The sequence below is a fragment of the Bacteroides sp. RTP31139st1_H2_RTP31139_211217 genome, assembly GCF_040227615.1.
Taxonomy (GTDB): Bacteria; Bacteroidota; Bacteroidia; order Bacteroidales; family Bacteroidaceae; genus Bacteroides; species Bacteroides uniformis.
The window spans coordinates 36314-51232 of record NZ_JBCNZM010000019.1; the positions used below are offsets into that span (position 1 = coordinate 36314).

The following is a 14919-nucleotide window of genomic DNA, read 5'->3' on the forward strand; positions in this document are numbered from 1 at the left end:
TTACTATTATTCCCATCCAGGGTTGTTTCCCAATTCTTGTCCGTTAGATAGGGTATTCAGCCAATTCACCGGAATAGGACGAAGACTATATTTGGCATTGGTGGCTGCACTTAATTGAGTTTGGATTAAACCACCTGTAATATGGGTTACGTCCCAGTTATACTCTAAAACTCTTTCGGCCAACTTACCAGTTCGAGTCAAATCATTCCAACGAGGTGCTTCACCAAATAATTCAAGTGCTCTTTCATCCAATACGTCATCAATAGTGACTGTACCTTCATATTTAGCCAAACCTTGTTCCTTCGCATTATGCATTGCACGCTCACGAACCGCATTGATACAAAGCAAAGCATTCACATTGTCTTTTTTCATTACAGCTGCTTCGGCTGCAATCAAGTAAGTTTCAGCCAATCGAAACAACACGATGTCACGACTTCCATACTGGCTACCACCACTTTCGCCATAAAGAGTACCTGCATCCTTGAACTTATATACCGGCAACCAAGCACGAGTGGTTGAACTATTGCCTTGCAAACCGGTAATAAAGTAATCATCTTCAGAGCAATCTTTGTAAGAACCGGAAGGATAATTATAAATAAACTTCATCGGAGAAGCAGCATTTGCCGCATCTTGCTCAGCTTTTGAATACACTCTAAAGCCTTCTTCTGTAGGTACAGGAAAATGAATCACCGTATCGGCAACACCTGTACTTGAAGACCCTAGCTGAGTAGTATTCATAAAGGCATTACGTCCATAAGTACGTCCATCCACCGAAGTAGCAGGATCTCCATTAAACGGACTCATAAAAGTAACTTCCGCACGACGGTCTTTTTTCCAATCGAAAGAGGTATAAAGATACTTTGAGGGCATCACATCTCCGTAGTCATTGGCGTAGAAATTTGATTTGGCCAAACCTTCCCAACCTTCACGGTAAGAGAATAGATAATAAGTACTCTGTTGATTATTATTATTATTTGTACTATTGTTATAGTTTACAGCAAAAATAACCTCATCATTAGCCTCATTAGACTGACGGTGAACCATAGCATAGTCTTCAAGTAAACTATGCCCCGTCTTTTCAATTACATACATCGCATCATCATATGCATTTTTAAAGTCATTCACATCTGCATAGTCCTGATATCCACGAGTCAAATAAACCAAAGCACGCAAATGGCGAGCTGCTGCTTTTGAAGCACGTCCAAAATCGGAAGCTCCTTGTTTTTCGGGCAATGAAGAAGATAACACATCTTGCAAGTCTTTCAGAATCTGAGTATAAAATTCCGCGCCACTGTTCAGTTTAGAAGTTGTTGCTGTTGATTGAGCTTCTTCCAGTACCAAAGGAGCTTGCCCCCAATTCTTCACAATTTCAAACAAATAAAGCGCACGAAGAAATTTGACTTCTGCCACCCTCAAGTCACGTTGATTCGGATCAATTCCTTCAATAGGGTCTTCTGTTTTAAGAGTCACATTTGTAGCACGGCCGATAGCAGCATTTACATCTTTTAATGCTACATAAAGTTTAGACCACTGCTCATATACAGTTCCGTTTGATTTATCATAAGTCACTACATACTGATTCAAGTCGCTAGTAACAGTACCGTTAGGCTGTGTGCCAATATCAGTACCCAATTGAGTAAGTTTATGGTAACTATAATTATTATATACAGACTTCAAAGAGGCATACGCACCATTAACTAATGATTCATAACCTTTGGCTGTTTTGTAATAGTCTTCAGCTGACTGACTAGTCCAATTTTCTTCTTCAAGAAAAGACGAACAACTTGCGAAAGTAGCTACGGAAATAAGCAATAAGCCCTTTTTAATTATATTCTTAGTTTTCATTTTATTCTTTCTTTAATTTCGATTTGTTAAAAAGAAACATTCACTCCAAACATCACATTGCGTGTCATAAGGTCTGTGCTAGATACATTTGTAGGTAACTGTTCGGGAACAATAACATTATCAGCACAAATAATCATCGGATTTTGAACCGTACAATACAATCTCAAATTGGTCAAGAATGATTTAGAAATCAATTTCTTATCAAATGTATATCCCAAACTAACATGAGTTATTTTAAAGAAATCTGATGATGACATTGTATGTGAAACGTCCGACTTCTGATTTCCCCACGAACCTGCTTTGCCACGATAAGTTCCCATATTACCGGGTTGAGCCGATTCATTAGTAGGATTCTCTGGGGTCCAATAATCTTTCACCATATTATTTAAGTTCATATTATTGTTCTCAAGTGCATAAGACACATAGAATTGATTACGCATACGACCGCCCAATTGGAAAGAAGTACCTACCGATAAATCAAAATTCTTATAATTAAAAGTATTAACCATACCACCGGTCCAATCCGGGGTGCGCTTACCATCAATTACGCGGTCAGCATCATCTATTTTACCATTTTTATCTAGATCCAGTACTTTATATTGGCCAGGTTTACATCCATATTTAGCAGCCTCTTCTGCTTCGTCCAACTGCCATACGCCAATAGTCATCAAATTATAGTTGATGTCAATAGGTTGTCCTACCACCCAAAGATTGCTATAATCACCCTTCATTCCTTCGAATGACTTACCTCTTGAAGTCAGATCTTCTATATATTGCAGCTTTTCAATCTTATTATTATTATAAGCTATATTGAATGAAGTTCTCCATGAAAAGTCTTCTGTACGGATATTTTCCGTATTCAATACAAATTCAAAACCTTTATTACGAACAGAACCAACATTAGCCTTTACTGAAGAATAACCAAGAGTAATGGGAAGAGTTTTGTTCATAATCAAATCTTCTGTCAAACGGTTATAGTACTCAAAAGAACCTGATATACGGTTGTTCAAGAAACCAAAATCAACACCGATATTATATTCTGTTGTTCTCTCCCAACCTAATTCCATATTACGCAAATTGTTAGGCACGTAGCCAATTACATCATTCGTTCCAAAAGAATAGTACTGAGCGCCACTGATAGAACCTTGTGTCTGATAAGCACCTACATTATCATTACCAGACTGACCGAAACTTACACGCAATTTCAAGTTATTCAGCCAATCAATATCTTTCATAAATTCTTCTTCAGTGATTCTCCAAGCCAATGCACCAGCGAAGAAACCTCCCCATTTATGTCCTTCAGCCAATTTGGAAGAACCGTCATAACGCATACTTGCAGTCACATAATACTTGCCTTTATAATTGTAGTTCAAACGTGCCAAATACGACATCAATGATGTTTTAGTGTACTTAGATTGAGTCTTATTCGTTTTTGCACCATTTTGCAAAGCATACCATAAAGAATTATAAGAAAGACCGGCACCGTCACCACGCATAAATTCATTCTGATATTCGGTCATTGAATAAACACCTGTCAAATCAAAATGATGGTCCTTCATCAAATCAAAATTATAAGTAACCATATTATCCCAAACCCAATTCAAAATGGTAGTTTTCTCATACCATGCAGTAGCTTGTGAACCTTGATTACGCTTAGTATAAGCACCTGCATACATACCATAGTCAATAAATTGAAGATCGGGAGAAAATGTAGAGCGTAACGCCAAATTCTTAATAGGATTAAACTCTACAAATAAATTACTCAGAACATCATATTTCTTATATCTCCATGATTGGTTTTTCTGAGTTACAAAAGGATTGAACTGTCCGCTACCATATTTGAATTCCTGCTCACCTGTCACAAGATTAGTAGGATGATAAGTAGGACGTAAACGATAAATAGTCTGCAAACCATCTTCATTACCAGTTTCTTGGTCAGAAAAAGTTCCATAAAGGCTTACCCCGAACTTAAAGTAATCATTAGGCGTTACGTCAACGGCAGCACGCAGATTATATCGCTTATAAAACTGAGGTTGAAGACAACCATCTTCATTATGATAACCCGCAGACGCCACATAGGATGATTTCTCTGTTCCTCCAGAAACTGAAAGTGTATGACTGTTCATCCACGCAGTAGAAGTAAGAGCATCAAACCAATCCATATAATTATTATTTTCAATAGCAACCAATTCTGATGCTGAAAATATTTTATCATCCGAAACATATTCTCCGTTACCTTTAGTAGCTCGAGAGTATTCCCGTGCAAGTTGGACATATTGCTGTCCATCCATCATATCGGGAGCATTCATATAATTTTTAAATCCAACGGAACCATCATAACTGACTTTAGGAGCTCCGGCTTTTCCTCTTTTGGTAGTCACGATTACAACTCCATTCGTAGCTCTGGAACCATAAATAGCTGTAGAAGAGGCATCCTTCAATATATCAATCTTTTCAATGTCATCAGGATTGATGTTTTCCAATTCAGCACCAGGAACACCATCAATTACAATCAATGGTTTGGTACTACCACTAACTGTATTCAAACCACGAATCAAGATATTATACCCACTACCAGGCTTATTAGATGAGCGTTGAATATTGACACCAGGCACTACGCCTTGCATAGCACCAGCTGCACTGGAGATACCAGCAGCCGTCAATTCTTTTGTAGAAACAGAAGCTACGGCACCCGTCAAATCAGATTTCTTAACTGCGCCATAACCCACTACAACAACTTCATCAAGCATTTCTGTATCTTCTTTCAACACTATCTCATTTAATTTTTTATCTGAAGCTGATAATTCCACAGATTTATAACCTAAATAAGAAACAACTAAAATAGCTTTAGATGAAGAAACGCTCAATGAAAAGTTTCCATCAATATCAGTAATTGTTCCATTGGTAGTACCTTTTTCTATAATACTTGCACCAATAATCGGTTCACCAGTAGAGTCAAGAATCCTACCTTTAACTACACTCGTCTGCATAACAGCCTGAACATCGTTCGCTTCGGCAAATGCCATCTGCGGACTCCCCGCCAACAAAGCTGATACCATTGCCGCTGAGAATAAAATTCTTCTCGATGAGAACTTTAGAAATTCATTCTTCATAAATTTATAAATTTAAAATTAACACTATATTATTATCAATACCTAATTAGATACATTGCTTCAAGTATTCGCGTACCTCTTTACGGCTGATGAAAAGATGGTTCTCCACCGTGCGGCGCGAAAGATTCAATTCTTCCGAAATATCTGTGACAGACTTGTCTTCAAAACGGTTCATGACATAAATCTTACGACGCTGCGACGGAAGAAATTCTACCCGCCGTTTCTCGCAAGCCAATAAATCATCGGCTACCACACAAGACTCCACCTCATTATGACCAACCTCCGTCCTATCATACATATAAGAGGTAATCTCTTGTTTCTTATAATAGCGACGCAAATAGTCGTTCACCAAATTACGCGAAATGGTATAAATGAAAAACTTGACAGTATCGGGACGGAGCATTTGTTTATAGTCCATCAGACGGACAAATACATCTTGAGAAAGGTCTTCCGCCTCTTCCTTATTATTCACCTTATTATATATATACAGGTAAACCGAAAAATGATAACGCTCATAAGAATCAGCTATCAATTGGGGGGATGTCATCATGCAGTTTTCCATAATAAATTAGATTACGATTTATGTTTTCCGTTCGATTGAACAATGCAAAAATAACTTCTATTTCAATAAAAACAACACTTCTGAAGGGCATACAAATCTCAACTAATACGGTTAGACTAAAAACAAAGAAAGTCACTAATATATAGCGACTTAAGAATATGAGACTCACAGTATCAATTAATAATTTGAGACTATTACAGTAAAAACATCTCCATATTGGCAGGGGTGACAACCGTAAAACTACTTTCCGGATAGGCTTCTACAAACTGCTTGGGATATTTGTATTTGGCGAGAGGATTCCACTTGAACTCAAAGGTGGAGATTCTACCATCCTCTTCTTCGATATAGTCGATTTCCTTCTGCTGCTGAGTGCGCCAAAACCAGTAATTACAATAACTGCCGGAATAAGCATTCCGCTTCAAACGCTCCGAAATGATGAAGTTTTCCCATAAAGCTCCGGCTTCTTCATGGGTACGGCTCTCAAGCATAGAGAAATTAGCCAATACCGCATTGCGGATTCCGTTATCATAAAAATAAATCTTCCGGCTAACTTTCAACTCATTACGCAGGTTTCTGGCAAAAGAATTCAAACGGAAGATTACATAATTCTTCTCAAGAACATCAATATATCTGTCCACTGTCTTAGTATCCAGCCCCACCAACTGCCCTACTTCACTATATGACACCTGCGAACCAATCTGCAATGCCAATGCCTGCAACAGTTTCACCAGCTTGTCCGGTTTTCCTATCGAATCCAAAGTAAGGATATCCTTATAAAGATAACTATCTGCCAACTCTTTCAGAATCAGCTTTTCATCTCCTTGATTGGTCACAACTTCAGGATAATAACCATACACCAATCTATGAGGAATCATCCGCTTCTCTTCCAACAAGTTGGTATGCTCCACCAACTCGCCAAATGACAATGGATACATCTTATACTCCCGTTTCCTCCCCGTAAGCGGTTCATTCAGTTTGGAAGCCAATTCAAAAGACGAACTTCCGGTTGCGATGAGTTGGACCTCCTTTATCTGGTCAGTGATGAGTTTCAATTTTACTCCTACATCAGCAATGCGCTGCGCCTCATCAATAATCACATATTTCTTCTTACCAATGATTGCCCTTAAACGAGTAGAAGTAACATTGGCAAACAACTCTTGTACATCCGGTTCATCCCCATTCAACCACAATACATCTTGTGACGCTCCAAACATCTCATGCAGCAAGGTAGACTTACCTACTTGCCGAGGCCCCATGATAATGACGGCCTTTTCAGAGCCAATCATTCCCTCTATTTTCTGCCTCAATATTCGTTCTATCATAATCCTAAAGAATTTGGTCAAGGACAAAGATACAACTATCAAAAGACAAAATCCACAAATCTTATAAAATTCGCGGATTCAATTCCACAAATATTATAAAATTCATGGGAAGCAGTATGTCAGTCGGACAATGATTCGTTGTTCCCTCCTATGCTTCGGATATATTCATTCGGAGTAATTCCCGTAGCTTTCTTGAAATAACGGAAGAAAGAAGCGCGGGAACTGAAGCCACAAAGTTCGGCAAGAGCACTCAGCGTATATTTGGAATACTCTTCCGTATTGACTAAACGTTTAAACTCGGCAATGCGGTAATCGTTGATATAATCATAATAATTGCGTTCCAAGTATTGATTGAAAAGATAAGAAAGTGTATGGGCAGACGTATCAATGGCAGCAGCCAAATCGGCTATCTTCAAATCAGAATGCTTATAAAGCTTGTCTTTATGCATGATTTTTTCCAGCTTGTCCGTCAGTCGCCTGCACTCTTCCGAGCTGACCTTTACGCTTTTATACTTTTCTTCGGATACCGATTTTGTCTCCACCGCAACAGATTGTTCTTCTTTCACGACCTGTACCTGCTCAGGGGCTTGTCTTTTTCCACGCCCGAAGAAATAATAGCCTCCACCGGCCAACAGTACTGCTACAACAATCCCCCAAGCAAGCCAACCACTGAAAACAGAAGCGATTTCCACCTTCAGCAGAGTTTCCGAATCCGGTTCCCCCATACGGCGCACCTTAAACACATAAGAACCGGAAGGCAAATCATAATAGGTCACTTCCGAACGCCCTGTAATTGCTATCCAACCGTCATCCCTACCCTCCAACTGGTATTCATAGGACATAAAAGCAGGAGAAGTATAGGAAAAGTCGGAAAAACAGAAAGTGACATTTTTCTCCGAAGGCTCCAACCCGATTCTCGAAATACCACTTCCAACGGTGACCATCGGATAAGTAGACGGCTTGCCATTGATATGCACATCAGTTACCTTGACCGGATAAAAATCATGCTTCTTCTGATTCATGTGAGCAACATCCAAAGAGACCAATCCTTTAGAATTTCCAAACCAGAGATTCCCTTCCGCGTCACAAACCGGCGGGCATAGGGTAAAAATGGAACTCGGAATACCGTCTACAAAGTTATAAGGGATAAAATTGTCATTCTTGTCATAATGGAACAAACCGTCACTCGTCCCCATCCACAGCCATTTTTTACGATCTTCTATAATGAACATCCCGTCTCGCCCCTCCAAAGGAGTACCGGGATGCAAACGCCGGAAGCTGTTCATAGACAAATCGGATATGAACAGAGAGCCTTTGTCCGGAAAAAAATAAAGATTATGCCCGGAGTCCTCATAAACGACCCTGATTTTCTCCTTATGGATAAATCCCTCAGGAAATATATCCGTACGAAGCTTTTCAGAAGAAGGGTCCCAGATACATACGCCATTTTCCGTACAAATCCATCCTTTACGGGTAGAGTCAAAATAGATTTCGTAGACATTGCCTTCAGGAAGCCTGGAATTGGAACTGGTATAGTGAGCCACCTGCCTGCCGTCTTTATAACAATAAACGCCTTGAGAAGTTCCTATCCATAAATTTCCTTCCGCATCCTGCTTGATACAGAAGATATGTCCTTTTACAAAAGGTTGCTGTTCACCGTCAGGTGCAAAGTCACGTATGGTCAACCTTTCCGGATTGAAGATGTACATTCCTCCGCCGTAAGTTCCTACATAATATTCTCCTTCATAAAATAAAATACAGAATATCATGCCGGAGCGCATTTCGGGCGACTGGAAACTTTTGAAACGATTCCTTTTCTCATCAATATAGAATAAGCCGTCACGCGAACCTACCAGCTTTTCATGCCCATTGATGGCAAGGGCACGGATAGGCATGTCTCTGGAATTGAAATAAGGAGGGAAAGCATAAGTCTCAAACAAATCACTCTGATATAAAGTATAATCAAGTCCCAACTGGTAGAACCCTATCCAAATCATTCCGTTCCGGTCTACCAAAAGCGAATAAACGGAATTGGAACGCAAGCTTTCATTGTCACCCGTCTCATGCCGCATGGTACGGACCACCTTCCGCCGGTCTGTGGCTATGAAATGCACTCCATTGCCATCCGTTCCTACATACAACATATTTTTGCCGTCGCTGGAAAGGGAAGAGATGATGTTGCACCCCACCTCCACAAAATGCTCAAATTCTCCGGAACGGGTGTCAAAGGAAATAATCCCTTGGTCCATAGTACCCAGATAAATGGTAGAACCGATACGGGTGATATTGTTAAAAGCACACACATGCTTGCCGTCTTTTACATTATGATAGGCTTTCACTTTTCTGTCAGACAATCGTAACGAATACAGTCCCTTCTCGGTTGCCATCCATAGCATGCCCTGCTCATCCAATGAAAGTCCGGTTACAACATTCGAAGCAGAAAGGGCATTTTTATCCAGTAATATTTGCTCCAAGTTTCCTTTCTTGTATAAAAAGAGCCCTTTCGCACTACCGATATAGAGTGTCCCTTTTCCATCATGAAGCAAAGAGTGGACTGCACAATTTATCATATCGGGGACAATAAGTTCCAAAGCATCCAATTCTTTGTTCAAACGCCACAATCCCATGCCATTCCCCATCCACAATTGGTTATCTTCCATTTCGGCAATAACATTGACACGTTTCAATTTCTCATTGGAACCGGTTATCGGATAGTGTTTGATATGGCTTCCGTCAAAACGCTCCAAAGAATTACCCGTACCTATCCAGACAAATCCCAAAGAGTCTTTATAAATGGCATTGACCAGCAAATCAGACAGTCCGTCGGATACCGACAAGCCACGCAAGGTATATGTACTTGGATAGGCCCATGCACAGAACATCAACAAGTGAAAAAGAAAAATGTATTTTATTATGTTTTTCATTACACTGTAGTCTTTACTCTATGGTGCAAATATAACGAAAAACATCAACTGTATAGCTACCTCAAGCTTAAAAATAGAGGGAATGATATAACTATCTTCCCAAATATTCCAATCCTTTTGTAGCCTTAGCTTTGTATGTCTGTCCCTTTATTGTAATCGTACAATCGGCAGAGGCTTCATAATACCACCCATCCAGTTGATGTTCCAACAAAACATTTGCAGGTTTTTCAGATTTTATAGTAACCCGAGGAGTTTGCAGCAAAGTACCGTTTCCCAAAAACAATGTAGTTTCTTTTCCCGCCTTGTTTCCGCATAAAGCATAAACAGCTTTTGCCTTCATATCCCCCATGCCGCAAGGGTGCGACGCGTTGTCTGAGGATAAAATACAATCCTTACGACCATTCCTCTGTTCAACGCAAACTGCGACATGGCTCCCTTTGTCCTTACATTCCACCTCCGGAAAAGTGACAGACTCAATCTGTCCCGGTTCGTTTACCGAAGACGGCTCATAGATTGCCACAAACGGACGGCTCCATGCCTCTCCTGACTGTCTGGCAACAAATGTCAGGGTAGGCTGTTCCTTGATATTATAGGGCATCCCCGGAGTACGGCTATAACCTTCAGTCATGGGAGACAAAGCGGTAAAGACTTTACGGCCTTTTTCCCCTTTCATCCACAAGTTCATGGAAATATCATCTCCGTCTTTCATGTCGATAGTGAAAGAGGCCTTTACATCCTTAGCCGTCTGCACTGCTTTCTTGTTGTAGATATAAGAATAGGCATACAAATGTGCGCCGGCAAAAGAGAGTTCTTCGGTAGGCTGTAACCCCAAATCGGTACCGTCTGTACCGGTCAGTGAAAGCGTCTGCCCAAGATTGTGATAAAAATAATCATGCATTTTGTCTCCACCCTGCACTTTACGGCTACGGAATATGTCAACATAGTAACCGGTTTCCGGTCCCGTGGTGACGATGCTCGTCAGACGGGTCTGGTCGGCACAACTCTCCGGTTCGCGGAAGTAGACTTCACTATATGTAATCGGATAAAATTCTCCTTTCTTTGATACCGGTGCCGGAAAGCAAGAGTTCACACGGAAAGCATGGTTGCTCTTCATTACCGGATAGCTCGATATACCGTCTACACAAACCGTATTATGACTGGGAAACTGGGAATAATATTCCAAGTAATCCAATCCGCTATACAGATACAAGCCGATACCGGCATCGGGACCCAAAACATAGCCTTTGCCATAAAGCTCCATAGAGATTCCGTTGGCGTGCATGTGATTGCCTTCACTGCCATTCAGCGATACCATAAGGCTGTGGCGTGGATGCATCCCGTTGCGCTGCACCAACCATGACACATTCGGAGCATAGAACAACGGTGATACATAATCTTCTATCTTGCCAGCCTTAATATCAGGATTCAGCACCAATGGTTTATCGTCAAAAAAAGAATTGATGGAGACACGGGCATTCCGTTTCCCGTTCGCCTCACCCATATCCGGCTTCAAGCACTTCAACAAAGCCGTGAAATAATCCTCCTGCTCTTTCTTGCCATTGACCTGGGCATTCTCTATCATACGGATTATTGGAGAAGTATTCAAATAACCGGGATGGGTATCACCAAATCCGCACATCATCCGGTTGGGGAACAGATATTGGGGAGTAGCGGCTACTGCTTTCGGAATAACCGGCAAATCCAGAGTCAAATCATATCCCAAATTACGGTCGAACAGATTGGTGAAGTTGGCATAGTCATTAAGTACAACACCACTGTAACCGGGACACTCCGCCCAAATACCGGTATTTGAGTCATAGCCATAATCCGCCAGTTTCTTCAGGCTCCATTGACGGATACTGGAACGGTTGAGCACATAATCAATGTAGTACTCACGCCCCTTACCGTCGGCATAACATCTATTATCTTCCAAAATCATGCCAATGTCCATGACATAACGCGCCTGCATCAGGTTCCAGTTGTTATGAGGCACTCCGTTTGCTATGATATTCTCTGCCCATTTCTTGAAAGCTCCGGCATAGATTTCCAGTTTATCGGCATAATTGCTATGTAAATAGCCGTAAAGAAAATCATAAAGAGGAACTATATCTTTAAGAATATCTTCGTGGATTACCTCGAAAGAAGTCATGCCCACCAAAGTTTGCTGGTGCCCATGATTCAGGTCAACGGGGACATTCCGATAATAGATGCCCTGCATGTAGGTATCAAAAACTCCGGCTGCCAATTTTGCATATTTCTCATCATCCGTCAGCCAGTAAAGGAAAGCTGCATCACGGGCAATGCCCATAATTTCACGGTTCAGGCTTTCTATGTTACGACCGGTTTTGGAAGGGTGCACACTTTCCATGGGGCGTCCCGGCAAAGAGTTGTTGCAAAACGTAACATTGCCACCGGCGTCATCGTAAGGAACGACATCTTCCAACTTCGGACGACTGTGTGTAGCAAAGGTCCCTCGTGTCCCCGTATAGCGTACGGTTGGAACTGGAGCTTTTTCTCCACCGGCATAATCAAAGGTTTCACCTTTTACATATACATCCGTGGCATGCGATTCCCAATACATGGCAAGTCGCGAAAGCAACCATTCCGGCTGTGCTTCTGTCAACCGGACATAAACATCCGTCTTGCTTTTCAGCTTTCCGAACACTTCTTCCGCCCACGGTTCATTACTTATCAACTTCAAAGTAGTCTCTTTTCCACCGGCATCAGTCAGATAACGCGGATGCCCTTGGGGAAGATTCATAGACAGAGTGTTGAGCTGTGCCTGCAATAATACAGAAAAGAAAATTGCCATTAATAAAAGAATCTTTTTCATAGTATCTATCTTTTTTCCTTTTAATACGTACAATCTCCTCTTTACACTCAACCAATAAGTGTGTTTTTTCCAATTAATAAGAATATATCTAAAAAGGAAACAGCAACGGCAACACAAATACCATCACCACTCCCATAATAATCTGCAACGGGAGCCCCACTTTTATATAATCCATGAATGTATATTGTCCTGCCGGCATCACCAGTGCATTGGGCGGTGTAGAGAACGGAGAAGCGAAACACATGCTTGCCGCAACCGTCACGGCAAACAAGAACGGAACGGGACTTACTCCAATCTGAATCGCACTTTGAAGAGCAATAGGGGCCATCAGCACTGCCGTCACCGTATTGCTGATGAACATGGTCATCAATGAAGTGGTGAAATAGATACCTGCCATCAACACAATAGGACCATAACTGCCCAATCCGCTCACAAGACTGTTGGATATATATTCCGAGGCACCGGTTTTTTCGAGTGCAAGAGACATGGGGAGCATGGCTGCAAAGAGCACAATCGTTTCCCAGTTTATCGTTTTATAGGCGGCTTCCACATTCCTGAAACATCCCGTCAGCACCATCAGCAAGCCGGCAATCATCACCGCTGTCACCGGGGCCACGGGAATAAAGTCGAAGACCATCATGGCAACCATCAGCACCATGATAGCGGCAGCTATGGGCGCTTTATAATCCAGCGTCACTTTGGCGGCTTCTGCCAAAGGCTGCCCCAATACCACCCAATCGGAATCTTCCCTGCTTATCCGTGCGATGTCCTGCCACGCACCCTGCACCAGCAAAACATCGCCACTATGCATACGCTCACGTCCCAATTCACGTAATATATATTCCTTCTTACGACGGATGCCCAATACATTTACATTAAATTTATCACGGAACCCTGCTTCCTTCACCGTCCGGTTCACAATATTGGAAGAGGGCATCAACACGATTTCGGCGATTCCGATGTCATAAAAGTCAAGGGACTTGTCGGCTTTGGAGGCTTCTTCAGTGGTATGCCCGTCGAGCATTTCCATTAAAAAGTCTTCAGCAAAACGATTTACGTTCGACACCTCTCCCGTAATGTAAAGCACGTCGCCCACCCAAATGGTCGTATCGGGCGATGCCAATTTCTGGGTAATGGTTTTCAGGAATCTATGTTGGGAAGAGTCTACACGCCGTACTTCAATGATATTCAGACCATACTTGCGGCGTACATCCAGGTCTATGATGGTTTTTCCTATCAGACGGGAGTCATTGACAGCCCTCAAACGGAACAGATTGCTGGAAAGTCCGTACTCCTGTACCAGTTGGTCCAATGATTTGCCCGACAATGTTCCGTCATTCTTTTTACCTTTCTTGGAGAGAAACCATTTGGTCAGAGGCATTAAAACCAAAGTTCCCACTATCACGCACACAATGCCCACCGGCAAAAAGGAGAAGAAAGACAGCGGTTCAAAGCCCGCTCCCGTCAATGTATTCTGAATGACCAAGTTAGGAGGCGTACCGATAAGTGTCATCATACCGCCCATGCTGCTGGCAAAAGCCAAAGGCATCAATAGACGGCTAGGATTCATTCCGGCACTCAGTGCCAAGCTCACCACGATAGGCAGCATCAAAGCCACCGTTCCCGTATTGCTCACAAAAGCACCAATGGCAGAGGTAACCAGCATAACCAGCAAGAAGAGTTTCAGCTCGCTTTTGCCTGCCAGCTTTAAAATGCGCGAACTTATCATTTTAGCCAGCCCGGTCTGAAAAATGGCGCCGCCCACAACGAACAAGCCCACCATCATAATCACCACCGAGTTGGAGAAGCCGGAAAGGGCCTCTTCAGGAGTAAGAATCTGAAATATCAATAAACCAATCAGCGCACAAAGCGCCACAATGTCCGAACGGACTTTGCCTGCTACAAAAAAGGCAGCGGAGAGAACAAGGATAATAAGGGTAATCAGCATAAATATGTATATTAAGAATGCACAAATATACTTATTTACGCATGATCACACAACCCCTTACTACCTCAAATTACTGATTCAGAACTCGAATTTTTCCAACTTCATGGCAGCCAGCCCCTGGATTTTGGGCACCAGGGCCACAAAATGGTCTGCTTTTTCATGGGCAGACAATGACTCTGCATCTTTCCATGTTTCACAAATCATAAGAACATCGCTGCGAGTGGCGCTCTCAAACACATCATAAGCAATGCATCCATTGTCCTTCAAGGAATATGCAACCAGTTCTTTGGCAGATTCCAATACTGCGGCACGGTTCTCCGCACTTACCTGAATAAAAACATTTAATCTAATCATACTTGTATAAATTTTAAG

Annotated in this window: 8 protein-coding genes; all 8 read right to left on the reverse strand. The window is 41.8% G+C overall.

Annotation, left to right across the window (positions count from 1 at the left end; translation table 11 throughout):
* Window positions 1–6: 6 nt before the first annotated feature.
* Window positions 7–1845 (reverse strand): RagB/SusD family nutrient uptake outer membrane protein, encoded by a 1839-nt coding sequence (locus ABUA47_RS04980; RefSeq protein ID WP_035449053.1) that lies wholly within the window; start codon window positions 1843–1845, stop codon window positions 7–9.
* Window positions 1846–1871: 26 nt separating this feature from the next.
* Window positions 1872–4958, reverse strand: a complete 3087-nt coding sequence (locus ABUA47_RS04985; RefSeq protein WP_035449056.1) for a SusC/RagA family TonB-linked outer membrane protein — start codon at window positions 4956–4958, stop codon at window positions 1872–1874.
* Window positions 4959–5004: 46 nt separating this feature from the next.
* Window positions 5005–5520, reverse strand: coding sequence for a sigma-70 family RNA polymerase sigma factor (locus ABUA47_RS04990; RefSeq protein ID WP_009038048.1), 516 nt, complete (start codon window positions 5518–5520; stop codon window positions 5005–5007).
* A 194-nt stretch (window positions 5521–5714) separates the two neighbouring features.
* Window positions 5715–6842 carry an ATP-binding protein gene (locus tag ABUA47_RS04995; protein WP_035449057.1) on the reverse strand — a complete coding sequence of 376 codons (1128 nt, stop codon included), beginning with the start codon at window positions 6840–6842 and terminating at the stop codon, window positions 5715–5717.
* A gap of 119 nt (window positions 6843–6961) precedes the next feature.
* On the reverse strand, window positions 6962–9766 hold the full coding sequence (locus tag ABUA47_RS05000) for a two-component regulator propeller domain-containing protein (RefSeq protein WP_178611695.1): 2805 nt from the start codon (window positions 9764–9766) through the stop codon (window positions 6962–6964).
* A 91-nt stretch (window positions 9767–9857) separates the two neighbouring features.
* A complete protein-coding gene (locus ABUA47_RS05005) occupies window positions 9858–12599 on the reverse strand; it encodes a heparinase II/III family protein (protein ID WP_035449061.1) in 2742 nt (913 codons plus the stop codon).
* Between the two features lie 88 nt (window positions 12600–12687).
* Entirely contained in the window at window positions 12688–14547 is a 1860-nt protein-coding gene (locus ABUA47_RS05010) for an SLC13 family permease (RefSeq protein WP_005832990.1), read from the reverse strand.
* A 78-nt stretch (window positions 14548–14625) separates the two neighbouring features.
* Window positions 14626–14901 (reverse strand): putative quinol monooxygenase, encoded by a 276-nt coding sequence (locus ABUA47_RS05015; RefSeq protein WP_005826936.1) that lies wholly within the window; start codon window positions 14899–14901, stop codon window positions 14626–14628.
* Between the last annotated feature and the right edge of the window lie 18 nt (window positions 14902–14919).

What these genes read in the sequence shown, in the direction of transcription:
- ABUA47_RS04995 (WP_035449057.1), bottom strand. Translation starts at nt 6,842, where the DNA reads ATGATAGAACGAATATTGAGGCAGAAAATAGAGGGAATGATTGGCTCT.
- ABUA47_RS04990 (WP_009038048.1), bottom strand. Translation starts at nt 5,520, where the DNA reads ATGGAAAACTGCATGATGACATCCCCCCAATTGATAGCTGATTCTTAT.
- ABUA47_RS04980 (WP_035449053.1), bottom strand. Translation starts at nt 1,845, where the DNA reads ATGAAAACTAAGAATATAATTAAAAAGGGCTTATTGCTTATTTCCGTA.
- ABUA47_RS05000 (WP_178611695.1), bottom strand. Translation starts at nt 9,766, where the DNA reads ATGAAAAACATAATAAAATACATTTTTCTTTTTCACTTGTTGATGTTC.
- ABUA47_RS05015 (WP_005826936.1), bottom strand. Translation starts at nt 14,901, where the DNA reads ATGATTAGATTAAATGTTTTTATTCAGGTAAGTGCGGAGAACCGTGCC.
- ABUA47_RS05010 (WP_005832990.1), bottom strand. Translation starts at nt 14,547, where the DNA reads ATGCTGATTACCCTTATTATCCTTGTTCTCTCCGCTGCCTTTTTTGTA.
- ABUA47_RS05005 (WP_035449061.1), bottom strand. Translation starts at nt 12,599, where the DNA reads ATGAAAAAGATTCTTTTATTAATGGCAATTTTCTTTTCTGTATTATTG.
- ABUA47_RS04985 (WP_035449056.1), bottom strand. Translation starts at nt 4,958, where the DNA reads ATGAAGAATGAATTTCTAAAGTTCTCATCGAGAAGAATTTTATTCTCA.